The organism is Thermorudis peleae (genome assembly GCF_000744775.1).
GTDB classification, from domain to species: Bacteria; Chloroflexota; Chloroflexia; order Thermomicrobiales; family Thermomicrobiaceae; genus Thermorudis; species Thermorudis peleae.
Genome location: NZ_JQMP01000003.1, coordinates 330,552 through 355,070 on the forward strand (window position 1 = coordinate 330,552; position 24,519 = coordinate 355,070).

18 protein-coding genes are annotated in these 24,519 nt (G+C 60.3%); 11 read left to right on the top strand and 7 right to left on the bottom strand.

The window, feature by feature from the left end:
• Window positions 1–872 precede the first annotated feature (872 nt).
• The gene (locus N675_RS13550; protein WP_231577932.1) at window positions 873–1,571 is read right to left on the bottom strand and encodes a helix-turn-helix transcriptional regulator; all 699 of its coding nucleotides are present in this window, start codon (window positions 1,569–1,571) and stop codon (window positions 873–875) included.
• A gap of 383 nt (window positions 1,572–1,954) precedes the next feature.
• Window positions 1,955–3,712 (bottom strand): methionine--tRNA ligase, encoded by a 1,758-nt coding sequence (metG, locus tag N675_RS04535; RefSeq protein WP_038038273.1) that lies wholly within the window; start codon window positions 3,710–3,712, stop codon window positions 1,955–1,957.
• 165 nt (window positions 3,713–3,877) lie between these two features.
• Here metG and N675_RS04540 point away from each other — a divergent pair, with 165 nt between their 5' ends.
• From N675_RS04540 to N675_RS04565, 6 genes are all read left to right on the top strand, one after another.
• Complete coding sequence (locus N675_RS04540; RefSeq protein ID WP_038038275.1) at window positions 3,878–4,900, top strand: hypothetical protein; 1,023 nt, start codon at window positions 3,878–3,880, stop codon at window positions 4,898–4,900.
• Between the two features lie 279 nt (window positions 4,901–5,179).
• The gene (locus N675_RS04545) at window positions 5,180–7,906 is read left to right on the top strand and encodes a bifunctional acetate--CoA ligase family protein/GNAT family N-acetyltransferase (protein ID WP_038038277.1); all 2,727 of its coding nucleotides are present in this window, start codon (window positions 5,180–5,182) and stop codon (window positions 7,904–7,906) included.
• A gap of 264 nt (window positions 7,907–8,170) precedes the next feature.
• A complete protein-coding gene (locus N675_RS04550) occupies window positions 8,171–8,551 on the top strand; it encodes an ArsR/SmtB family transcription factor (protein ID WP_051914154.1) in 381 nt (126 codons plus the stop codon).
• Window positions 8,541–10,697: a heavy metal translocating P-type ATPase gene (locus tag N675_RS04555; protein ID WP_081886862.1), complete on the top strand. Its 2,157-nt coding sequence runs from the start codon at window positions 8,541–8,543 to the stop codon at window positions 10,695–10,697. The genes N675_RS04550 and N675_RS04555 overlap by 11 nt, the downstream gene beginning before the upstream one ends.
• 247 nt (window positions 10,698–10,944) lie before the next feature.
• Window positions 10,945–12,882, top strand: coding sequence for a S8 family serine peptidase (locus N675_RS13555; protein WP_051914156.1), 1,938 nt, complete (start codon window positions 10,945–10,947; stop codon window positions 12,880–12,882).
• An 84-nt stretch (window positions 12,883–12,966) separates the two neighbouring features.
• Window positions 12,967–13,443 carry a hypothetical protein gene (locus tag N675_RS04565; protein ID WP_038038279.1) on the top strand — a complete coding sequence of 159 codons (477 nt, stop codon included), beginning with the start codon at window positions 12,967–12,969 and terminating at the stop codon, window positions 13,441–13,443.
• Here N675_RS04565 and N675_RS04570 read toward each other — a convergent pair.
• The 4 genes from N675_RS04570 to N675_RS04585 form a co-directional block, all read right to left on the bottom strand.
• Complete coding sequence (locus tag N675_RS04570; protein ID WP_038038282.1) at window positions 13,440–14,387, bottom strand: PRC-barrel domain-containing protein; 948 nt, start codon at window positions 14,385–14,387, stop codon at window positions 13,440–13,442. The two genes, N675_RS04565 and N675_RS04570, sit on opposite strands and share 4 nt — an antisense overlap.
• 219 nt (window positions 14,388–14,606) lie before the next feature.
• On the bottom strand, window positions 14,607–16,115 hold the full coding sequence (locus N675_RS04575) for a DUF4129 domain-containing protein (RefSeq protein ID WP_038038283.1): 1,509 nt from the start codon (window positions 16,113–16,115) through the stop codon (window positions 14,607–14,609).
• 65 nt (window positions 16,116–16,180) lie between these two features.
• The gene (locus tag N675_RS04580) at window positions 16,181–17,503 is read right to left on the bottom strand and encodes a DUF58 domain-containing protein (protein WP_038038285.1); all 1,323 of its coding nucleotides are present in this window, start codon (window positions 17,501–17,503) and stop codon (window positions 16,181–16,183) included.
• A complete protein-coding gene (locus N675_RS04585; RefSeq protein WP_038038287.1) occupies window positions 17,503–18,450 on the bottom strand; it encodes an AAA family ATPase in 948 nt (315 codons plus the stop codon). Before N675_RS04585 ends, N675_RS04580 begins: the two co-directional genes overlap by 1 nt.
• A 247-nt stretch (window positions 18,451–18,697) precedes the next feature.
• Between N675_RS04585 and N675_RS04590 the strand changes: the two genes are divergently transcribed.
• The 5 genes from N675_RS04590 (at window position 18,698) to N675_RS14265 (ending at window position 23,844) form a co-directional block, all read left to right on the top strand.
• Complete coding sequence (locus N675_RS04590; RefSeq protein WP_038038289.1) at window positions 18,698–20,452, top strand: ABC transporter substrate-binding protein; 1,755 nt, start codon at window positions 18,698–18,700, stop codon at window positions 20,450–20,452.
• Between the two features lie 21 nt (window positions 20,453–20,473).
• Entirely contained in the window at window positions 20,474–21,442 is a 969-nt protein-coding gene (locus N675_RS04595) for an ABC transporter permease (protein WP_051914158.1), read from the top strand.
• Window positions 21,443–21,457: 15 nt separating this feature from the next.
• Entirely contained in the window at window positions 21,458–22,351 is an 894-nt protein-coding gene (gene opp4C / locus N675_RS04600; protein ID WP_081886864.1) for an oligopeptide ABC transporter permease, read from the top strand.
• A gap of 56 nt (window positions 22,352–22,407) precedes the next feature.
• Window positions 22,408–23,595: a M24 family metallopeptidase gene (locus N675_RS04605; RefSeq protein WP_038038291.1), complete on the top strand. Its 1,188-nt coding sequence runs from the start codon at window positions 22,408–22,410 to the stop codon at window positions 23,593–23,595.
• Window positions 23,596–23,697: 102 nt separating this feature from the next.
• On the top strand, window positions 23,698–23,844 hold the full coding sequence (locus tag N675_RS14265) for a hypothetical protein (protein ID WP_156100817.1): 147 nt from the start codon (window positions 23,698–23,700) through the stop codon (window positions 23,842–23,844).
• Here the strand turns inward: N675_RS14265 and N675_RS04610 are convergent.
• Window positions 23,841–24,512 (bottom strand): helix-turn-helix transcriptional regulator, encoded by a 672-nt coding sequence (locus N675_RS04610; RefSeq protein ID WP_038038292.1) that lies wholly within the window; start codon window positions 24,510–24,512, stop codon window positions 23,841–23,843. The two genes, N675_RS14265 and N675_RS04610, sit on opposite strands and share 4 nt — an antisense overlap.
• Window positions 24,513–24,519 lie beyond the last annotated feature (7 nt).

A 24,519-nucleotide genomic window follows, 5' to 3' on the forward strand; every position in this document is an offset into this window, starting at 1 on the left:
GTCCTTGGTTATGGATAGAAGTTGGTCGGTTGGTAGATACAATGCTTTCTCCTTTAGCATAGATAAGGATCATGCTATTTGCAGAATCCATTTTAGCAGCGTATGGTTTTAGTCCATTAATAGTAACTACCACGCTTTGGCCAAGCTTGTCTCTGATGATTGCTCCTGAGTAGGTTTGCTGTTTGATCGAAGTTGAAAAAGCCCAGCCGTGATCAGGGATCCAATTCTCTTCACGCCTAAGCCAATTAACAATTGTGGATGTCTCGTGACTCTGTGCCTGAAGATAACTCTTTATAGACTGCAAGGCGGTAAAAGAATTCACCTCAATATTACTCTTCGTCGCTCGTGCGCTGCGCGGCAGTGAAAGGCTACCACTGAGCAGCACGTTTGCGGCGAGGGCCATGCCACCCAGCTGGCGCAACACTGCCCGCCGACTCCCTCGCCAGCCCCCTGATGTCGCTGCCAGCTGACTCGCCAGGGTGAGTGCTCGCCCCGGGCCAAGGAGCCGGGCCAGTTGCCAGGCCATCTGCCTCCCGGTCCAGGCTTGCACCTGATCCCCCGCAATTCGAAACAGGGTCGGCGTCCAGGGCGCATCTGGTCCCAGCGCCTGCACACGCCAGGCGGCTACCTCTGGTTCCCGCAGGCTGCGGACAGTGAGCCGGCCGTCGGCCAGGCGGGCGACTTCCGCCGCCAGTTGCGCACAGGTGGCACAGTCGCCGTCGAATCCAAGGATCCAGGTCGGTGCCATTCCTGCACCTCACATTCCTATGACGGCAGTGTTCTGTTGAAAGGGTAGGTGGGGAAGCGTGGGGCCGTCAAGGCACAACGTGATGAATTTTTGTGTCGCCATTCAGAGGCGACAGCGGGCGTCCTCACCGGTGCAGGAGTCCTCGCGCTCGAGCGGCGTCGACAACTGCCCTGCGGGTTGGAGGCACACCGAGCTTAGCGGCAAGTCGGCGCACGTGCGTGCGGACCGTGTGACGCGAGCAGAAGAGTTGCTGGGCGATGGTGGCGTAGTCAAGGGTGGCGTCGGCCAGTAAGGGCAGGATTTCCTGTTCCCGGGCACTCAGCAGCGGCGTCGGTCGACTGATGCGGTCCCGAGCCAGCGGGAACAGGACATCGGCGAGTGCCTGACTGATCATGACAAGGCGGGGGTTGCTACAGAGCAGGGCGCAGTAGAGGGAGAGCGCCTCGCCCGTCAGCTCGTGCCAGAGGAAGTAGCCGGTGATGGCGAGTGCTGGATCGAGCCACGGGGCAAGAAAGGTCAGATCGGCATACCGAGCAAGGGCGAGGGCCGAGCACTGGTCAGCGGGACAAGGTCCCTGGCGGAGCGCTCGCAGGATCGCTGCAGTATGCGCGGCATCACGCGTAGCGCTGAGAATCAGCAACTGGGGACGTTCTTGGCGAGCAGTTGCCTCAGCTGCTGCCTGGGAGGCCGCATCGCCAATGAGCCGTACGGCCTGGCTGGCTGCCAGCAGCGCACAGATGGCGTCCTGGTCGGCTGGAGCAGCATCGTGGATCAGGAGGGTGGGGACTGGCTCGAGTGGCATGATCGCCATGCGTGCCTTCAACCGTTCTCCTAGGCCCCTCGGAGACGAATGAAGTATTTGGCTCTGACTATCTCCGGGGGCCATAAAAAGGATAGCTGGGGTTGCGGCACCTGGCAACAAGTCAATTTGGTAAGGGAAACCATCGGGAAGCCACCCGGAAGGGCAAGCCGATGGGCATAAGCTCGAGCGGGAGTAAACGGCACAGTTCGGCTACCGCACAGTGCGGCAGATGCGTATCCCAGCATGGATTCGCTGGATACGATCGCACCATGCCTTCAGCGTGGGCTGTTTGTGGAGCTCGTCACGTGGGCAGGCTCGCCGGATGCGATCGTATCGCGCATTCGTGAACCAGAGGTCGGAACCTCTGGTGTGCAGGCCAGGATGACGGTTTTCCAGCGAATGATTTAGCCGCGCGATTGTGCGAGCAGGCGCTGACGCTCTGCTTCAATCACCGACTCGTCCAGTTTCTGGAACAGCACCTGGGGTGGCTGGAGCGCCCGCCCGGGCTCGAGCGTGCTCGGTTGCCAGCGGTCGTGTGCCTCGTCCGGTGTCGGACGATACACCAGCACCTCATGCCCGCCGTCAGCGACCTCACCCGCGATCTCGCTTTGGCCAAAGAGCGGTGCCTGATAGCCGAGGAAGCGGCGAACCTGTTCGCTTGAGAATGGCAGTACTGGAGCAAGCAGTAGCGCAAGGCTGTCGATCGCCCGCAGTGCTACAAAGATGGTCGTTGCCGCCCCTTCAGGATTGTCACGAATCTGTGCCCACGGAGCTTTCTCGTCCAGGTAGCGGTTCACTTCCCGAGCCAGCGCCATTGCCTCACGCTGGGCAGCCTTCAGTTCAACGCGCTCATAGAGCGTAGCAATGGCCGGAAATGCCGCGGCAATCTGGTCAAGCAAACTAGCATCGCGGTCGGCCAGTGGACCAGGCTGTGGGACACGCCCATCGAAGCGGCTGTGGGTAAAGCTCAAGACGCGGTGGACGAGGTTGCCCCAGGTAGCCAGCAGTTCATTGTTATTCCGCTCAACGAATCCCTGCCAGGTGAACTCGCTGTCCCGCGTTTCTGGCGCAATGCTCGTCAGGTAATCACGGAGTGGATCAGGCGCATACCGGTCGAGAAAATCAGGTGCCCAGATCGCCCAGTTGCGGCTCGTCGAGAACTGCTGCCCTTCAAGGTTGAGGAACTCGTTGGCTGGGATGTCGTAGGGAAGGTTCAGGCTCGGGTCATAGCCCAGCAGTTCCGCCGGCCAGATAATAGCGTGGAACGGAATATTGTCTTTGCCGATGAAGTAGTAACTGCGTGCTGCAGGGTCACGCCACCAGGCCTGCCATGCTTCTGGATCGCCCTGACGCTTTGCCCACTCGATACTTGCTGAGAGATAGCCAATCACTGCTTCAAACCAGACGTAGAGCACCTTTTGCTCATAGCCAGGCACGGGAACTGGAATGCCCCAGTCAAGGTCGCGGGAAACCGGCCGGGGTTTGAGCCCTTCCTGCAGGAAGTTGCGGACAAAGTGCTGGACATTCGGACGCCAGTGCCGCTGCTGGTCGATATAGGCGAGGAGTTGGTCCGTGAAAGCTGGCAGGTCGAAGAAGAAGTGCTCGGTCTGGCGTACCACTGGTGTGCGACCGCAGAGCCGGCAGCGTGGGGAGATCAACTCCGTGGCATCAAGCGTTCGCCCACAGTTATCGCACTGGTCGCCGCGCGCGCTCGGATAGCCACAGAAGGGGCATGTACCTTCAACATACCGGTCGGGAAGGAAGCGCCGGTCGAACTCACAGTAGAGTTGCGTCTGTGTCTGGGTAAACAGATACCCACGCTCGAGAAGCCGAAGAAAGACGTCCTGGGAGATGGCGAAGTGATTCGGCGTGTGGGTATGGGTGAAGAGGTCGAAACTCACTCCAAGCCGCACGTAAGTGTCAAGGAAGCGGCGATGGTAGCGGCGGAAAATCGCTTCCGGGGTGACGCCTTCGCGCTCGGCAGCTACAGTAATCGGCGTCCCGTGTGCATCGCTTCCACTCACCATCAGCACGCGGTTTCCACGCAGCCGGTGGTAACGGGCGAAGGTATCGGCAGGCAGGTACACGCCAGCAATGTGGCCAAGGTGCAAGTCCCCGTTCGCGTATGGCCAAGCAACGAAGATGCCAATTTGTGCAGGCATGGTGTCTGCTCCACCCCTTCTGGTGCTCACGCGGACATTCCCGCGCCGGTCTTTCCCTTGATTAAAGCAAATTGCGTCGTGCCTGCGCTGTGTGCTTGGTTCCCAGAGGATAGGAGGAGGCGGTATACTTCGCTGCCGCACACCCGGTGTGGCGGGAGGTGGTAGATGCACGCGGTTTGGGCGGCCTTCAGCGCGGCATTCCTCGCCTCGGCAGTCGAGTTTGTTGAAGCTTTTACCATTGTGCTCGTCGTCGGGCTGACGATTAACTGGCGGAGCGCGCTTGCTGGCACTGCAGCGGCGACCGCGACCCTCGCGTTGATTGTTGTCACACTCGGCGTGGCCATCACGCGCTGGGTGCCCTTGGAGACACTACGCCTTGTCATTGGCGTGCTGCTCTTACTGTTCGGCTTGCAATGGCTCAAGAAAGCGATCTTGCGCGCGAGCGGATTAAAGGCCCAGCACGATGAGCTCGCTGTCTTTGAGAAGACGGCGGCCGCGTTGCGCGCTCAGGGGTTACGACCGGTGCATCGGCTTGAGCCTGCTGGGGTTGTGCTTTCGTATAAAGCCGTCTTCCTTGAAGGGTTGGAAGTCGCGTTTATTGTCGTCACCATGGGTGGCAGTGTCACAGCCCCCAGCTGTGATGCGCGCTGTGGACTGGGCAGTGCTGCCCTTGGAGCACTCGCAGCTGGATTGCTAGTGGTGCTCGTCGGCTGGCTCGTACGGGCACCACTTGCTCGCGTGCCCGAGAATACACTCAAGTTCATCGTTGGCCTTATGCTGACGACGTTCGGCACATTTTGGTCTGGTGAGGGCCTCGGCCTCGATTGGCCGCTGGCTGACGCCTTCCTGCTCGTCCTCCTCGCCGGATACACTGCTGTCGCTCTTCTCCTCGTTGCACTCTTGCGACGGCAAACGCCTGCAAAACGCGCTGGCACAACGCCGCAGTGGACGTTCTGGCGTGCGAATGCGCTCGGACGGGCGCTCTACGCCGTCTACGACTTTGTCGCAGGCGACAGCGTGCTCCTCGTTGGTGTCGCCGTGACACTGGTTGTGCTGGCGGCCCTCCGTGCGCTGGTCACGCATGCGCCCGGCGGCGTCGAGCTAGCCCTCCTGGTTGTCGCCATTGTCGTGACGCTGCTGGCATCACTTGGCCATGAAGTTGGAATGCCCGTAGCGCGAACACGGTAAGTCCGCGTTACGGTAAAGAGGGCGGGTACAGGCGAGCGTTCAGGTACGCTGAAGTGCAGTTTGCCTGTACCCGTCTGACTAGGCGGCGAGGCATCTTCACTGCTTGCAAGGCGAAGCGGGATACTACCGCTTCTACCGAGGAGCGTACCAGCTGCTGGAACGACTTCGCCCTACCCGCCTGCACGTTTTTTTACCTACCCAGTTGGGTGGGGCGTTTGCCAGCACGCTCGGTTATGCTGGAACTGCAGTGGTGTGCGGCCTGGCTGAAGGAGGCCGACAATGGCGACGCCAGTCTACCCTGCCCACCGCGAAGCTGATGTTGCCCTGCGTGATGGCACAACCGTTCACGTCCGTCCCGTGCGACCAGACGATGCCCCAGCGCTCCAGGCATTCTACGAAGGCCTGTCACTCGAAGCTCGAATCTTGCGCTTCTTTTCTCCCGCAGTCGACTTGGCTGCTGCGGCCCGGCGCGATACCGAAGTGGACTATGTGAACGACTGCACGCTCATTGCGCTAGCCGGGCCAGAGGCGCGGATTGTCGGCGTCGCAACGTACCGGCGTATCCGTGGGGAGCGTGCGGAAGTCGGGATCACGATTGCGGATGATTACCAGGGGCGCGGTCTTGGCACGATTTTGATCGGGCACCTTGCCGAGATCGCTGCCGCTAACGGCATAACCATTTTCGAGGCGATTGTCTTGCCTGAGAACTACCGTATGGTCGAAGTCTTCCGTAACCTTGGTGTTCCCGTTGAGGTTCGAACTGGCCCTTCGGAAATTCGCGTCATCTTCCCCACCTCGCTCACGCCTGAAGCGATCGAGCGGTTTGAGCAGCGCGAACAGATTGCCGCGGCCAGTGCCTTGCGCGCGTTCCTGTGTCCACGGGCTGTTGCGGTCATTGGGGCGTCGCGCCAACGGGGAACGGTGGGCGGCGAGCTGTTCCACAATCTGCTCGACTTCGGCTTCAACGGCCCGGTCTATCCGGTAAACCGCAACGCGCCAGTGGTCCAGTCGGTGGTCGCATATCCCTCGATCGAGGAAGTTCCTGGGCCGGTTGACTTGGCGGTGATTGCGGTTCCAGCCCCGGCTGTGCCTGAGGTCGCTGAGCAGTGCGGTCGGAAGGGCGTGCGCGCCTTAGTGGTCGTCTCGGCTGGCTTTGCTGAAGTCGGTGGCGAGGGCCGAACCTTGCAGGATGAACTCCTGCGGATTTGCCGAGCATACGGTATGCGGCTTATTGGCCCAAACTGTATTGGCATCATCAATACCGATCCCGAGGTACGACTCAATGCAACGTTTGGCCCACTTCCGCCGCTGGAAGGGCGGATCGGGTTTGCTTCGCAGAGCGGCGCGCTTGGCCTCGCAATTATTGACTATGCGCGTTCGCTTGGGCTTGGCCTTTCGAGTTTCGTCTCGATGGGGAATAAGGCGGATATCTCTGGGAATGACTTGCTGAACTACTGGGAGACTGATCCACGGACAAGTGTCATCCTGCTGTACCTGGAATCGTTCGGGAATCCGCGGAAGTTCAGCCGCATTGCACGTCGTGTTGGCCGTGTGAAGCCAATTGTCGCGGTGAAAAGCGGACGAACCGCTGCCGGCGCGCGAGCAGCATCCTCGCATACGGCTGCGCTGTTGTCTTCGTCAGACGTGACCGTTGATGCGCTCTTCCGGCAGTCTGGTGTGATCCGCACAGAGACGCTCGAAGGGCTCTTCGATGTGGCGGCATTGCTCGCAAATCAGCCGCTGCCGCCCGGGCGGCGCGTTGGCATTCTCACCAATGCTGGCGGCCCGGCGATTCTGGCTGCTGATACCTGCGAGGCACAGGGGCTGACTGTGCCGGTCTTAGCGCAAGAGACGCAGGCAGCGTTGCGAGCCGTGCTTGCTCCAGCTGCGAGTGTGACGAATCCAGTCGATATGACGGCGACGGCAACGGCTGAGCATTATCGCCAAGCTATCCCGATCCTCGCCCGCGATCCATCGGTCGACGCCGTCATGGTGATCTTCTTGCCGCCGTTGCGCTTGCCTGAGGAGTCGGTTGCCCGGGCCATTGTCGAGGCAGCACGCGACGTCAACGCACAAGGCAAGCCGGTCGTCTCCGTCTTCCTCTCGTCTCACGGCGTCCCTGAGGCATTACGAACAGCTGACGTTCGTGTGCCGTCATATGCCTTCCCTGAAGCAGCCGCGATTGCTCTTGCCCGGGCAGCACAGTACGCTGCCTGGCGCAATCGTCCTGTTAGCCAGCCGCCGTCGTTTCCGGATCTCCGTCGTGATGAGGCGGCGGCAATCGTTGCTGGTGTCCTCGGTCGAGGAGGCGGCTGGCTTGATCCAGCAGAAATCGAGCGCCTGCTTGCGTGCTACGGCATTCCTGTCGCCGAGCAGGCATTTGCCGAGACGCCCGAGGAAGCGGTCGAAGCAGCATTGCGCATCGGCTTCCCGGTTGCTGTTAAAGGCATTGCACCGGGACTACTCCACAAGACCGATCGTGGCATGATCCGCCTCGCGCTTGCCTCACCGGAGGCGGTGCAGGCAGCGAGTCGCGAACTCTTGGATCGGCTCAAGGCCGAGCAGTCTCCAGCAACACCCGTCCGGCTCCTCGTCCAGCGGTACGTCTCCGGCGGCGTTGAGTTACTCGCTGGCATGACGCATGATCCCCACTTTGGCCCGGTCATTGTCTGTGGCATCGGCGGTGTCCTGGCCGAGCTTGTCCGAGACATTTCCGTCCGCCTGACCCCGCTCACGCCCGAAGACGCACGCGAGATGCTCGAAGAATTGAAAGGGTATCCCGTGCTGCAGGGTTATCGCGGTTCACCGGTCGTTGACCTTGCTGCGTTGCAGGACCTGCTGCTCCGGCTCAGTACCCTTGCCGATGATCTGCCTGATATCGCTGAGCTTGATCTCAACCCAGTTATTGCATTGCCACAGGGAGCGGTTGTCGTTGACGCTCGTGCCCGGATTGCGCCAGCTCAGCCGCCGTTGCCGTTAAGCGCCCGCACCCGTCCCTGGTGGTAGGCTCTCCGCATGCCTCGTCACCTGGCCTGGCTCCCAGCCGCGATTGCGTACGACGACAAGGGCTGAATCGGCTGGATGCCAGGTGCAATCGCGTGCGTACCGGGTATCACGCGCATACGCATCTGGCGCAGACTCTGCCGCCGATCAATCCTGCGTACTCTGCCGAAGTTCCACCGCGAGCGGCGTAAGCAACACTTGACGGGCGACGCGAAGGAGGGTAGACTATACTTCAGTATTGACTGAAATGTTCCGGGGAGGGCATCGATGGTTCCTGATCGTGCTGATGTGTTGTGGCTGAAGGCCAAGCTCTTTCGCGGCTTTGCTGATCCAGCGCGCCTCGCCGTCCTCGAAGCTCTCCGCGATGGCCCGCAGACGGTCGCACGCTTGCGGCTGCTTACCGGCCTGACTGCGTCGAACTTGTCCAATCACCTGCGTTGTCTGCTTGACTGCGGCCTCGTCGAGCGCCAGCCTGCTGGGCGAACGGCATACTACCGGCTCCGCGATGATCGGGTAGCGATGGTGCTTGCGCTGGCTGAGGCGGTCGTTACCGAGACTGCCCATGGCGTCGCCATGTGTTCGAACTATGAGCTTGGTGATCACCACAGCGTATCCCCTGGATGTGTGGAGGTGGCCCATGGCCGCTAAGCGTGCCGAGCAGTTTCCGACGCTCACCATGGTGGTCGAAGGGCTCGACTGTGCTGACTGCGCTCGCCTCATTGAGCGCACGCTTGGTGCATTGCCCGGCGTCACGAGCGTGATGGCCCTACCGGCCAGTGGCGCGGTTCGCGTGACCTACGACCCGACGCAGGTAGATCCAGCGCGCATGCATGCAGCGCTATCAGCTGTTGGCCATCCTCCAGTGCTTCCGGAAACTGCAGCGCCACGTTCACGGCAGGCTGACCGCCGTCTCCTTATGGCCGGCCTGGGTATTGTCACGCTGGTCATGTTGACGGTGCTTGGCGAAGCGATGGGGTGGCTTGACCGGCTCCAGGCCATTTTGCCCTGGCCAATCTGGCTTGGCCTGACGCTGATAGTTAGTGCGCCGGTAATCCGTGACGTTAGCCGTGCTGCCTGGCATCGACACGTCACGGCCCATACGGTGATGACGCTTGGGTTGCTTGCTGCTCTGGCCCTCGGGCAATGGGTTACAGCGTTGCTCGTGGCAACGTTTATCCGTTTCGGGGACATGGTCGAACGGATCACCACAGCTCGCGCGCGGACAGCTATCGCAGCGCTTGCTGCGTTTGCCCCGCACGCCGCCCGAGTGGAACGCGAGGGGCAAGAAGTGCTTGTGCCGGCAGATGCAGTACAACCCGGTGACATCGTTGTCGTTCGACCAGGCGAAACGATCCCCGTTGATGGCCTTGTGATCAGCGGTCAGGCAACCGTCGAGCAGTCAGCGCTGACGGGCGAGAGCGTGCCCGTCGAGGCAGAAGCAGGGATGCCAGTCTATGCCGCAAGTATCGTGCGCCTTGGTGCGCTCCGTGTCCAGGCGACTGCCGCTGGGGAGGGGACGACATTCGGGCGGATGCTCCGGCTTGTGCAAGAAGCAGAGGCGAACCGGACGCCGATCCAACGCATTGCCGATCGCTTTGCTGGAGCGTATTTGCCTGTCGTGCTCGCCGTCGCTGGGATCACGCTCCTGCTCCGTCATGATGGGGTAGCCGCTGCGGCTGTCTTGGTCGTTGCCTGCGCCTGCCCAATTGCGCTGGCCACCCCAGTTGCGGTCCTCGCGGCGATCGGCGCTACTGCACGCAAGGGGATTGTTGTCCGAGGGGGTGCCGTTCTCGAGGCATTGGCCCAGGCTGACGTGTTGCTGCTCGACAAAACAGGGACGCTCACGACTGGGCGTCCGTCACTCACCGCCGTTGTCCCAGCCGATGGCTGGTCGGCTGATACCGTGCTTGCGCTTGCTGCGGCGGCTGAGCGAGACTCCGAGCATCCCCTGGCTGAGGCCGTACGGGAAGCCGCTCGCATGCGCGGGCTCGCCATTGAGCGGCCAGACAGGTTTAGCGCGCGTCCAGGCTTTGGCGTTGTTGCTCAGGTTGCTGGGAAGACGGTTGTTGTCGGTCGCGAGCCGGAAGGGAGTGTGCCGGAGACGCTCGCCACAGCTGCTGCATCTCTTGTTCAAGCCGGGAACACGCTCCTGTGGGTGAACGTCGACGGCCAACCGGCAGGGGTGCTTGCTGCAGCTGACACGCTCCGAGGTGACGTGCCACTGGCGCTTGCTGAGCTCCGAGCGCTCGGCTTTCGCGAGATTATGCTCCTGACTGGTGATCACCCACAAGTTGCTGCCGCGTTTGCTCAATCACTCGGGATCCCCTACCGTGCAGGTATGTTGCCCGAAGAGAAGATCAGTGTGGTGCAGGATTACCAAAGGCAGGGGCGACGCGTGGTAATGGTCGGCGATGGCGTGAACGATGCTCCTGCATTAGCGCAGGCTGATGTTGGGGTTGCGATGGGAGTGATTGGCACGCCAGCGGCAATTGAGGCAGCATCCGTTGCGCTGCTGCGCGAAGATTGGATGCTACTGCCGGCGCTTGTGCGGCTCGCACGCCAGACTCGCCGCGTCATTTGGCTCAACCTTGGATTCGCCGTTACCTATAATGTGCTTGGTCTTTCCCTCGCTGCGAGCGGGATGCTTTCTCCCGCGCTTGCTGCGGCAGCGCAAACATTGCCTGATCTTGTCGTGCTGGGCAACAGTGCGCGCCTACTCCGTGGGCTGCGCCCTGTTCACGCAGTGCCTCAACCTGGGGCGGCGCATTGCCAGAGATCGCATTGTCGCAGCTGACCTGTGTCGGTGCCTGGCCATGTGGAAGGCGTGTTTCCTTCGACCGTGACCACCTTCTGATAGGGGATAGCCTTTCGGTACCACGCGCTAGCCCAATTCACCCTATCCGGTTGATGCCAGGCGGCATAGGAAAAACCAGCGGGTGAATTGGGGACGGTTGTCCCTCTCTCCTCCGTGTCACTCACTCGAAAACCATCAACGAAATGCCTGCCCGCAGGCATGTGTGTTGGTGACAGGAGGAGAGCTCATGCGGCAGCGTGTACTCATTGCCTTGCTCGTAGTCAGCCTGCTGGTCGGGTGGCTCGTTACCGGTGGGAAGGTCGAGCGTGCACAAGCGGCAGACACGCCGCAGCGTTACATTGTCCTCATCCGGACAAACTCGGGGGATCTTGCAGAGAGTGTCGTAACAGCGCGCGTCGCTCAGCTTGCCGCTCGTCTCCAATTTCGCCCTGAGCGTGTCTTCACACGAGCATTACACGGCTTTGTCCTGCAGGCGACGCCTTCCCAGGCCCTTGCGCTCGCAAGCCAGCCCGAGGTTGCCCTTGTTGCGCCAGACGTACCCCTGAAAACCTCGGCTCAGACGGTGCCAACTGGTGTCCAGCGCATCGGCACACTCCAGAACACAACCGCCAAGATTAATGGCGTCGACGATCCGATGCCCATTGATGTCGCGGTGCTCGACAGCGGGATTGCCAGCCATCCAGACTTAAACGTTGTTGGTGGCTATGATTGCACCGGGAGCGGTGATACCCAAGACCGGCTCGGGCATGGTACGCACGTCGCTGGCATTATCGGCGCTCGTGATAACGGATTCGGCGTCGTCGGTGTTGCTCCCGGTGCTCGCCTCTGGGCGGTGAAAGTCTTTAATGACCAGGGGACTGGCTATACCTCGTGGCTGATCTGTGGGCTTGACTGGGTCACTGCCCATGCCAATACCATCAAGGTCGTCAATTTCAGCGGTGGTGGAAGTGGCTCAAATACCCCGAACTGTGGCGCAGGTGTCGATCCACTACATCAGGCAATTTGCCGCGCTGTGGCTGCCGGTGTGACGGTTGTTGTCGCCGCCGGTAATGACGGCCGTGATGCAAGCAACACGATTCCCGCAGCCTATCCCGAAGTTATCACCGTGGGAGCGATTGTCGACACGGACGGCAAACCTGGTGGGCTTGGCCCAGCAACAACCGTTGGAGCTGATGATACGCGGGCGAGCTTTAGCAACTATGGTCCTGCAGTGACGCTCTATGCTCCTGGCGTGCTCATCCTCTCGACATATCTCAATGGTGGCTATGCTACGCTTTCTGGGACCAGCATGGCCACACCACATGTGACGGGAGCCGCAGCGCTGTATCTTGTGACCAATCCAGGAGCTAGCCCGAGTGCTGTCAAAAGCTGGCTGGTCAACCACGGCGAAGCTGGCCCCTGGGGCCCCCAGCCACTGGTCAATGTCGCGTGGTCATCGAGCGCAACCCATGACCTGCAGGTTACCAACCTCACCGTACCGTCGACTGTCACTGCCGGGGTAACCGCGACGGTTCAGGTCACGGTTCGCAATGCGGGAACGACCACGGATACAGCGCTTGTTTCGGTCACGGCCAATGGCAGCGCGATAGCCCCAACGCAGTCGGCTTCATTAGCTCCTGGTGCGAGCCAGACCCTGAGCTTCTCCTGGAAGCCAGCAAGCGCTGGCACGGTGACTCTCACAGCACAGGCAGCTCTGAGCAGTGGCACTGATGCGAACCCCGCTGACAATACCCGCAGCGTGACTGTCACTGTGCAGTCGGGCTCGAGCCAGGTTTCACCAACGCCATCACCAACTCCGAGCCAGCCAGCTCATGACGTAGCGGTCACGGCTATAAACGCACCGAGTACGCTACGCCAAGGGGAAACAGCGAGCGTTCGTGTCACGGTCGTCAATCGGGGCACTGTTGCCGAGACAGTTACTGTTCAGTTAGCCAGCAATCCTACAAACCCATCTGCTGGCACTATGACAACGACAATATCGCTCTCGCCTGGGCAGACGAGCGGAATAACCTTTGCCTGGCGTACGACGGGAGCAACAGCGCCTGGCACCTACCAGTTGACCGCAACTGCCTCCATCGCCAACGATGTCGTACCCAGTAATAACACGGCCTCGACAACACTCACGGTCACTGGGCGAACGACTACCACCGGCCGCTGGCGCTAGCTCGACCGTTCCCCGCGCAGTTGCGCCCGCTCCCGTGCTCAGCTACCCTCAAGACGGAACGTGAGCACGAGAGGAGCGGGCGCCGTGCGCGATGCACTCCAGCAGGCCCAGCAGGTCTTTCGTGATGTTGCCCAACGTGGGCCGCAGTATCTCGACCTTGCGCAGCGTCTCGCCAACGATGTGCGCCTCGCAGGACAAATCCCTGCCCTTCCGTCAGGAGCGGAGAGACTGACCGGAGCAGCGTTCCGGCTCTTGCCTGGTCTTGGCGGTGTTCTCCGGAGTTTGCAAACCCTGCTACGTGGCCTCCGCATGCTCCAGGCGGCCGTGCGCACAGCGCAACCAGACGTTGTGGATGAGCACCTTGCGGCCGTTGGCTTGACCCGGGATCAGCTTGATGCTGATATCGCAGCCTTGACTGCGGCGCTTGCCCAACTCGGCGTTGCTGCCAAGAACGGGGCGGCCGACGTGCTAGAACGTGGCGCGCGCTTTGCTGGGAAGATGGTCGGCCGCGGGTTGCGCGCGCTGCGGTCGCGCCGGCCGCCGGACAAGACCACGCCTTAGCTTTCAACATCGGGCAGTTGATCAAACTCGGCAGCATCGATGACGAGCACAACGGTATGCTCTTCGACATGGTCGATGACGTCGGCTGGAAGTCGCTTACGCTTTCGTCCAAAGAGCCCATGCGTAACTGTAAATCCTGTCAGTTTCCCGCTCGTGCTGTCTCGGAAGACTTCGTCGATTGTCCCAAGCTTCTTGCCGTGAGCTCCAAGCACATCCATCCCGTTCACGATACCGAGATCGGTGGCGTGAGTGGCCGCGATCTCGGCGTGTGCTACTGCGGTGATGGGCACTGCCCCAACAAGCCGGCCCTCGGTATCAACGACCGGCAGGGCATCAACACCGCTGAGCTGGTCACCCAGGGTGCGTAACCAGGCTTGTGCAGCATGAATCGGCATTGTTGGCGTCAGCTCTGGCGTGATTGGCAGTGCAACGGCGCGAATTGGCTGATCGAGCGCATCATCAGGGAGTGAACTCAGGTCGCGGAGCCGCACGATGCCGACAGGTCGGTCGCCTTCGACGACGATGAGCGAAAGGCGACTTTCACCGCCAAGCCGTTCATGGGCTACACGTGCTGGCTGATCGATCTCGATCACGCTTGGCGTCGGGGTCATCAGTGATGCAATCGTTGGCTCGGTGCTCGCCGCTGTCTCCGCTGTCTCTGGCATTGGCGTCTCTGGGGCGATGAGCGGTAGGTCTGGTTGCGAAGCATGCGTGGTGTCGTGCATAGCATCGAGTTCGTCACGCGAGACACGCAACGTGACACGCCGCTCTTCGGGAAGCGCTTCCGCCACAGCGGCGAGTGGAATGGCACGTGCTGGCCCCCGTTCTGAGCCAACAAGCAACACTGGGGGGTCGACGGCTTGGACAATCCCGAGTTCTTCGCCAGTAGCATCGAAGACACGCATACCAGGTTGCACCCATGCAGATTCTGGTGTCGTCATCATGATTCCTCTCCTTCCTTTTGAGTTATCCATGAAGATATATCGAGAGTATATCAAAAGAATGTGAAGAGTGCAAGCTTGGAAAGACAACTTATCACATACTTCATATAATCGATTATGAACAGATTCTTCCCTTCTTTGTTTTGAGATTGCTGATTTAGCTCACAAGGATGCGATGGTAAGTGTAAAACAGGGCACTAATCGATGATCGTTTTTGGGGAATCAGCGGTGGGGCGGGAGTGTTTGCTGGAGTGTTTCCCACGCCTGTTCGGCGGTTTCCGCAAGCACCGCATCAGCTGGCTCAGGACGATAGCGAGCGACAATGTATGCCTGAGTAAGCTGTTGGAGAGCGGGCGCTGCCTCGGGGAAGCGTTCAGCGAGCTGAGCTGCATACTCGCTCGGCGTTTGGTTGGGCTTCTGGGGTAGTCCAAGGCGCTGCCCGAAGCGGAGCAGCCGGCGCCAGCAAAGTCGAATCGCAACAGTATATCGCCACCGTGGATCACGGCGGAGTGCATCAAGGGGGTCTGGACGTGCACGGCGAAGCAAACGCGCCAGTCGATGTCCAATCGTGGCAAGCGGTGCCCGTTCTCTGGCGAGCGGCTCGCGATCGAGCTGATAGGTTCGCCGCCAGCGCCATTGCCGGCGGAAGACGCGGCGGACCAGCCATGAACCCAAAACAGCAAGGACAGCTGCAGCGAGGAGATAGCGTGCTGGATCCGTGAGCGAGAGCTGTATCCGCGCGAAACGCTCGGCCTGCCCCAGCGCCTCAAGCACACTGCTCAGGCGACCACCCCCGGTTAGGTGCAAGTGCTGGTGCTGGAGCAGCCAAAGCACGGGAAAGAGGATGACGAAGGTTACTGCAGCAAGGAGTAAGATCACCGCTTGGACGAGGAGTGCCACCAGCCAGAGGATCGGCAACATGATTGCCCAGATAACGATCAACGTTCGATAGGTGAGCAGCAAGGCGAGGCCCACCGCCACCACGAGTACCGCCGTAAGCGCAAGCACCGTGAGCGCGATCCAGCTGCGATAGGGAAGAGGTGCGCTTGCCCGTAGTGCTTCGATCCGCAGCCGCGCAAGGCCGATCGCAGCCAAGCTGGCGACCATATACCAGAGGACAACGAGCGGGAGTTGTCGATGCAACGCTGCTCCGGGCGGCAGGAGAAGAAGCGCCAGGATCAGTCCAAGTACGATCCCGCCGACGCCGAGGCGAAACTGCTCATACGTGCTCTCCGTGTCCGGCGGCTCACGCGTTCGACCGCGCCACCATGCATAGGCGACCAGTGCGACGATGCCCCACACGGGGCGTTCAGCCGTGCTCGGTCGGAAGATCAGCGCATGGGCAAGCTCACGCGGCCAAGGGGCTATCCATGCAATCTGGGAAAATCCCAAAAGCTTTGTGCTGAGGACGAAGGCAAGTCCGAGGCCAATCCAGAGAACTGGCTCCTCTGAGGTGCGAGGCAGACGACGGCGCTCCACCAGCCGGGCGAAGGCCGTGCAGGCGAGCAGCAAGAGGGCAATCCCCCAAGCTGGAGGCGGGGCGTACGGAGGCTGATAGGCTGGTATCAGGGCTCCGGCAAAGAGGTAAACGATCGCCGCTTCGGCCAGGACGAGCGCTGCTGTCACCAACCAGCCAGGGACGTCGTGCACCGCTGTGGCGAGCTGGACTTTCCCTTGGCGTCTCCAGCGCCAGGCGCCAAGGTGACGCCGGAGTAATGCTGGGAATGCCATCCCATGCCCTCCACCGTGTGCTGCCTCGTCACCAGCATAACCATGCGGATGTGAGTTCGCCAGGGTTACGGTGGGATTGGCGAAGGTGGGAGATGAGCGTCAAGTGGCAGACTGTACCGCGGCGTATGATGGACAAGACGCGCTGGCAAGACAAGGAGAGGAAGGCCAGCCGGAGGAATGCATTCTGGCTGGCCAAGCGTCACCAGTACCAGTGGACGCCCAAGCAGATGTTGCTGTGCCAAGAGTTGCACAAGCGTCGGTGAAAGCAGCGGTGTCACGACGGCAAGCGTACAGCCTGAAGGCAGGCAGCTTATTTCGTGCGCGAGGAAGCGCGTGAAGCGTAGCGCAGCCAACGGCGTCAGCTTCGCTAATGCCTCCATAATGGCACGTAGTTGCGATGGTCCGCTGCTTGGCCCAAGGCGCAGCGGCTGGTCAGACCCGGCAAGGACACCGTTGGCGTAGACGCCGACAGCCCATCGTGCAGCCAGCGCGTCTCGCGCAAAGGCGGCCGCTGCGGCGATGACGCTCTCTGCCCGTTCGAGATCAAAACCCTCCCAGGGGCGCTCCGTTGTCTCCAGGTTCAGAAAAAGCGCAAGCTGAAGCGATGCTGCTGGTTCAAATTGCTTCACCATGAGCCGTTGCGTACGTGCCGTCGCCTTCCAGTGAATGAGCCGAAGCGAGTCCTCGGGACGATAGTCACGGACGCCAATTGGGCGAAAAGGGTCCGCAAGCAGCGCACGGGGCAAACGCGCTTCTCCCGAAGGCGTTTGCGGCGGCGGGACAAGAGCCGGGACAGTAATAGGGTGTGGATAGACCAGCAGCCGCAGGGTTATTGGGCGACTTTCGGCCCGGCTAAAGAAGCCAAACAGGTCGCCAGCCCGCAGGTCAACTGGCCCAATGGCAAAAGCGCCGCGCTCGGGGCTGCTGAGCGTATAGGTCAAGCGAATTCGTTCGCGCCAGCGCAGTGCTGTCGTAAGTTGGATACTGACCATGCCATAGCGTTCGCTTGGCGCAGGATCAGCACCAGCCACCTGGAGCCGATCAGCAAGATGGATGACGAGCTCGAGCCACGGGAGGGGAAGCCACCGTCGGTTTACCACACTGACTGTCAGCTGCGTCTGTTCCTCAGGAAAAAGGCGCGATGCAGCAAGCTGGAGGGTTACCTCCACGCCGTCGAGGCTCATCCGCGTCCACACCCAACTCACAATGATCGCTGCCAAAATGCTTGCTCCAAGGACCCGCAGTGCCGGTTGTCCTATCAGGACGCCGAGGACAAGCACGAGGGCGGCACCCCACGTCCACAAGCTCGAGAAGAACCGCCATTCAACTGGCACAGCCCGAGTATGTTGACGTAACCAGAGAACGATACGATGCCAGAAACGGCACATCAGCGGGACTCCACAGGAACCGGCAGGGTATCGAGTAATTCGGCGACGATCTGTTCCGCGTCTCTGCCGCGCAGTTGCGCTTCCGGACTGAGAATCAGCCGGTGACTCAGCACAGGAATCGCCAGCGCCTTCACGTCGTCTGGGATGACATAATCGCGTCCCTGCAACGCAGCACGCGCTTGAACGCTCTGGAAGAGTGCCAGCGTTGCGCGCGGACTTGCCCCCAGCCGAATTGCCTCATGGGCGCGCGTAGCGCGAACCAGGTCAAGCAAGTACCCGCGCACGTCGTCGCTGACAGCGACAAGTCGGCAGGCTCGGGCTGCGGCTACGACCTCCTCGAGTGCAGCGACGGGTTCAATGGCTGCTACTGGATCGGCATCCTGAAAACGCGTGAGCAGTGCGTCCTCAGCTGCGCGATCAGGATAACCAAGACGCACCCGGAGCAAAAACCGATCAAGCTGGGCTTCGGGGAGTGGGAACGTACCCTCTAATTCAACCGGGTTCTGGGTGGCAATCACCAGGAATGGCCGGGGTAGAGGAAAGGTTTGCCCTTCAATGCTGACCTGTCGCTCTTGCATGGCTTCTAGCAGCGCGGCCTGCGTGCGCGGTGTTGCGCGGTTCAGTTCATCAGCCAGGAGCACGTTGCTGAAAATTGGCCCTGGATGAAAGACGAAATCACTGCTTCGTTGGTCATAGATCATCAACCCGGTGATGTCCGAGGGCAGCAGGTCGGGAGTGCATTGAAGACGCCGGAACTGGCCACCGATTGCTTGCGCCAGTGCTCGTGCCAGCGTGGTCTTGCCAACGCCTGGGACATCATCAATCAACACATGTCCCTCGCAGAGCAAGGCGACGAGGACCAACTCAATGACCGTTGGCTGGCCGATGAATGCGCGGGTGATGGTAGCGGCGAGTCGTGCGCCGAGGTCAGCAACCGGTGTAACCATGCCAAGAAAACCTCCTGATCTGTATGGTCATTGTACGCGCACGCTTGACAAACGAGGCAATTGCGCCGTCTTCTGTTTTCGGCAGGGCAGCAAGCAGGCAAGCACAAAAGAAGCCGAAAACAGAAGAAAACCCGCAATAAGGTTATTTCTCGGCACGATCTCCCCAGAATATTGCCGAGCTGATCTTCATCGGTTACAGTACGCTGTAACGAAACGTTTACGGCGTGAGTAGAGCAAGGGGGAACAGGTGACAGAGTGGGGTGAGCCAGGACAAGATTGGATTTGGGTATTCCTCCATCAGCAGCTCGGACGACGGGCCTTTTTGCGCCGCGCTGCCGAACTCGGGTTGAGCGGGCCAGCATTGCTTGCTGTGCTTGCAGCCTGTGCAGGTGAGACGAAGACGCCGACGACTGGCCCAGGTGCCGGAACGCCGCTTGTTGCCAGTCCAACGAGTGCTGGCACGAGCGTAGCGACCAAACAAGCCACACCAGCTGGGCAACCCAAGCAGGGCGGGCAGATTATCATCGGTACCCTTGGCGAGGCGCAGACGATTAACCCGTTTGTCTCCAATGAGTCTGAAGGCAACTGGCGAGTCAAGATGCTCTTCGACCAGTTCGTCCGCCTCAAGCTGGACACGCTCGAACCAAAACCGGGACTTGCCAAGTCGTGGCAGCGTGACAATCTGACCTATACGTTCCAGCTCCAAGACAATGCCAAGTTCTCCGATGGCTCTGACCTGACGGCCGACGATGTCGCCTTTACAATCAAAGGCATCTTGGCCAAGGCGACGGCGAGCCCGCGCCAGTCGCGGTTCCTGTCAATCCAGGGGGCGAAGGCCTATGCCGCTGGCAGTGCCGACGACGTTGCTGGGATCAAGGTGCTCGACCCGAAGCGGCTCCAGATCACCCTCGAGCAGCCGGATGCCTCCTTCCTCATCAACTTGCGCTACGTCAGCCCAGTGCCCAAACGCTTGCTTGAAGGCAAAGACCTCTCCGCCAAATCCCAGGATCCGTTCTTCCAGAAGCCAATTGGGGCTGGGCCATTCAAGTTCGTCTCCTGGACAGTTGGCGGTGATTTTGTGGCCGAGCGCAATCCCTACTACTACGAGCAGGGCCTTCCCTATCTGGATCGCTTCACGCACCGCGTGATTGCTGATGCGCAGTCATTGGCGAATGCCTTGTTATCGGGCGACATCGACGGCTCACTCTATCCCACCCCAGCAACCTACCAGCAACTCAAGAACAACGCGAACCTGACCGTCATCGTCCCGCCGTTCACGCAACCAGATGGCTGGCTCTTCAACCTGAAGCACCCCTATTTGTCCAAGAAAGAGGTGCGCCAGGCAGTTGCCTATGCCCTCGATATGAACCAGTTTGCGAACGACTCGCTCTATGGGCTCGGCAAGCCTGGGCGTGGTCCAATCGCGCCGAGCAACTGGGCCTTCGATGACAGCATTCAGCCATGGCCCTATGACCTGGACAAGGCGAAGCAGTTGTTGCAACAGGCTGGCCCGCCCCCGAGCGATATCGAGTTCCTGGCTAACAAAGGCAATATTCTTCGCGAGGACTTCCTCACCTACACGCAGCAGCAATTGGAGAAAATTGGTTGGAAGATCAAGGCCTCGGTCATCGAGTGGACGGTGCTGGTGACCCGGACCATTAACAAGAACTTCGATGTAAGCCAGGCCACCTTCGTTGGCACCACGATTGATCCTGGCGATCTTGCCATCCAGTTTATGACCAACGGTTCGCAGAACTATGCGAGCTACAGCAATCCGCAGCTTGACACGCTGCTGGATCAGGCCCGGAAAGAGCTTGACACCCAGAAGGCCAAGGACTTATACAAGCAAATCCAGCGGATCTTGCTTGATGATCTCCCGGCGTATTGGGCCTGGTACCGGCCATTCTTGCACGTCATCAAGAAGCAGTTCGCCGGGTATGTGCCAACAGTGGAGACAGGCGGAATCTTCGCCGAACTCGAGCGCGTCTACGTCGCGAAGTAGTCAGCGAGAGGGAGTGTTGCTGTGACGACTGGCATCGTCGCGTATCTCATTCGTCGCCTGGTGGCGGCGGTGCCATTGTTGCTCGGGCTCACGCTTTTGCTCTTCGTGCTTGTCCATCTTGCGCCGGGTGATCCTGTTGCTGCCTTTGTCTCGGAGCAGAGCGCGAGTCCTGAGTTTATTGAGCAGGCGCGCAAGAATTTTGGGCTCGATAAGCCATTGCCGGTACAGTACGTGATCTATCTCTCGCATCTCCTTCATGGTGACCTCGGGCGGGCGTATGGCTTTGGTGGCAAGCCCGTGCTGGTCCTGATTAAGGAGCGGGTAACGGCGACGCTGGTGTTGCAGGCACTGGCAATCGCCTTAGCGCTACTCTGTGCCATCCCGTTAGGGATCATCTCGGCTGTGCGGCAGTACAGCGTGCTTGATCACACGGCAACGGTCGGAGCCTTCATCGGGTTGGCCCTGCCAAATTTCTGGCTTGCCCTGCTCTTGCAGTTCTATTTGAGTGTCAAGCTTGGGTGGTTGCCAGCGTTGAGTGCTGGGCAAGCCCAGGCGCCGCTTGCCGAACGCTGGAAATTCGTGCTCATGCCTGTGCTCGCGCTCGCTCTGCCGCTCATCGCGTACTTTACTCGATTCGTCCGCTCCGCAATGCTCGAGGTCTTGCGTCAGGACTATCTCACCACGGCGCGTGCCAAAGGGTTAAGTGAACGGGTGGTCCTCTGGCGCCATGCCTTGCGCAATGCGCTGATTCCACTTATCACGGTGACTGGGCTTCAGGTCGCGCATATTGTTGGCGGCGCAGTGATTATCGAGCAGATCTTTGCCTGGCCTGGATTGGGGAACTTAACCTATGAAGCCATTACGCGCCGGGATTATCCGGTAATTCTCGGAGTAACCCTTCTCGCTGGAGTCTTTGTGGTCGTCGTCAACATTGTTGTTGATCTCCTCTATGTCCTTGTTGATCCTCGCGTGACGTTCGACCGAGCATAGGACGGAGGAGCGGACGTGCAGGCCGTTGACGTTGCAACGCAATCCCAGCGCTCGCTTCAAGCGCCGCCGCGGCAGGCGACATTCTGGCGCCGCTTTGCCCGCAACCGGCTCGCTGTGCTTGGACTCGGCATTTTGATCGTCTTCTATGTCATCGCATTGCTTGCGCCGTTGATCTCACGCTATCCCCCTGATCGCATTCAGGCGGGCTATCGTGACCGGCCGCCTTCGGCCGAGCACTGGCTTGGCACGGATCGGAACGGCCGTGATGTCTATGCACGGCTTATCGTTGGTGCGCGCATCTCCTTGTCCGTTGGCCTCGCTGCTGTTGCCATCATCATGTCAGTTGGGGTCGTGTTGGGAGCGCTTGCTGGTTATTTCGGCGGCTGGGTGGACATGGTCTTGATGCGCTTAACCGATGTGCTCTTGACAGTTCCACAGTTACTCCTACTCATCGTTGCTGCCGCACTCTTTTCACCGGGATTGCCGACGACCATCGTGGCAATTGGGCTGACCTCATGGCCTGGAACCGCGCGCCTTGTCCGAGGTGAATTCCTCTCCTTGAAACAGCGGGAGTTCGTTACCGCAGCACGTGCGCTCGGGGCATCGACTCCCCGGATCATCTTTCTTCATCTCTTCCCCAATGCCATCGGTGTCATTGTCGTGCAAGCGACGCTGTGGTTGTCCTATGCTGTACTGCTTGAGGCAAGCCTGTCATACCTCGGCCTTGGCGTGCAAATCCCCACCCCGTCCTGGGGAAATATGTTGCAGGACGGACAACGTGAACTCTTGAACGGTGCGTGGTGGCTCACCGTCTTTCCCGGGTTGGCGATTTTCTTGTTCGTCTTGGCGTTTAACCTGGTTGGCGATGGGTTGCGTGATGCCCTCGACCCACGTCTGCGTCGGCGATAGACTGCCGGAAGAAGGCCTGTCTGGTAACAGGAAGCATGAGCGAAAGGATGGAAGCGATGCCACGACTGCGTTTGAGTGACGCGGAGTACGCTCGGCGGCGAACAGCGATCCTCGACCGACTCGGCCAGCAGCAGATCGATGGCCTGGTCGTGTTTGGCCCCAACAATGTCTCGTACTTCAGCCGTTTCGGTTTCATCCCGACCGAGCGGCCGATGGCGTACGTGCTCACGCGAGATGCCTCGGCTCTGCTGGTTCCGCGGCTTGAGCTCGAGCATGCTGAAGCCTTTGCGCTTGTCGATCGTGTCACTGCGTATCCCGAGTATCCCGATGCGCGGCACCCCATGGAATACCTGAAAGACCTGCTCATTGATATGGGGATGGGGCGAGCACGGATCGGAGTCGATTCCGATGGTTATGGCCGGCTCTATGGCTATCGCGGGCCGAAGCTGAGCCAGCTCCTGCCAGATGCGACCGTCATTGATGTGGCCGACGATGTCGAGTATCTCCAGATGATCAATTCGGAAGAAGAGCTCGAACTCCTGCGTGAGAGCGCGCGCTGGGCGAACCTTGCGCATGCCTACCTCCAGGAGTATTGCCGGCCTGGAGCAACCGAGACCGAAGTCTCGATGCGCGCGTCCTATGAGGCATCGCAGGCCATGCTGCGTGCCCTTGGGCCAGAATTCCTGCCGCGTGGCTCCGGACTTGCCTCAGCTGGTTTCCGTGGCCAGATCGGCAAAGCGTCGGCCCTGCCACACGCGATGACGAGCAATGCCCGCATGCAGGCGGGGGACGTGCTGGTAACCGGCGCAACGGCATACATCTGGGGCTATAGCTGCGAGCTTGAGCGAACAATGATCCTTGGTGAGCCGACGCCTGAGCAGGCGCGGTTTTTTGACCTCATGCTCCAGGCGCAAACCCTCGCCATTGAGACGATTAAGCCAGGCATCCCCTGCTCAGCGGTTGACCAGGCTGTGCGCGCCTTCTTCAAGGAACACGGCCTTGAGCAATACTGGCGGCACCATACGGGGCATGCGAAGTCGACTCAAGTCCACGAAGCGCCATTCCTTGACATCGGCGATCATCGGATTATCGAAGTCGGCATGGTCTTCACCGTTGAACCGGGGATCTACGTGCCAGAAATCGGAGGATTCCGTCACTCAGATACGGTCGCGGTTACACCCGACGGTGTGGAGATGATCACCTATTATCCGCGAGATCTCGAGAGCTTAACTATCCCGGCGTAAAGAAGCGTGTCAATACCGCGTGGCCTGGGAGGGAATAACCACCTTCCAGGTCACGCTTTGTCTCGTGCCTCACATTTCCACCGAAGATGGGAGTCTGTGGCAGTGTCGGAGAGTCCCTCACCGCGTGGATCACCAGAACGTCACGCAGTACGGCGTGCCGCCTTGCTCGGCATTGCCTTTGGCCTTGTGCTCGTCGTGATCGTTATTGGGATCGCGCTGCTCTTGGCAGCGTTGACACTGGTGCGCTAGTCGTGGTGCGCGCCAGTGCCCGCTGGTGTACGTGGGCGAATCGTGTATGCGCAGCAACCGTCACCGTCGAGCAAGTAGCAACACCGCTCGATTTCAGCACCAAGCACGTCGCGGTATGCCTCAAGCTCAAACCGGCAGGCAGCTGGGAACGCTTCGGCAACATGGCGGAGTGGGCAATGGTGCTGGATAAGGCGATAGGTTCCGTCGGGGAGCACTTCGCAGCGGGCAAGGTAGCCAAATTCGTCGAGTTGCTCAGCCAGAAGCTGGACGCGTTCGGCAAACGACGGCGTGTTACCGAGCGCCGTCGCAAGTGCCGCTCGCATGCGATCCGCCCGCCGTGCGAGGAGCAACTCGACCTTTGCTGAACCATCAATCGCCGCTAAATCGGTCAGGATATCCCGAGCAATGCCTGCATACTGGGTTGGGAACAGGGTATCTGCTTGGGCCGACAATCGATAGAGCCGAGCCGGGCGGCCAACGCGCCGGCGGATCATGGTCGTCTCGACAAGCCCATCACGCTCAAGCGCAGCCAGATGCTTCCGTACAGCCATCGTCGTGAGGCCAAGTGTATGCGCAAGCTGGTCAGCAGTCAGCCCGCTGCTCTGCTTCAGAAGCGAGAGGATCGCTTGTCGCGTCGGCTGCCGCTTCGTTCCTGTCTCAATGCGCATATGCGCC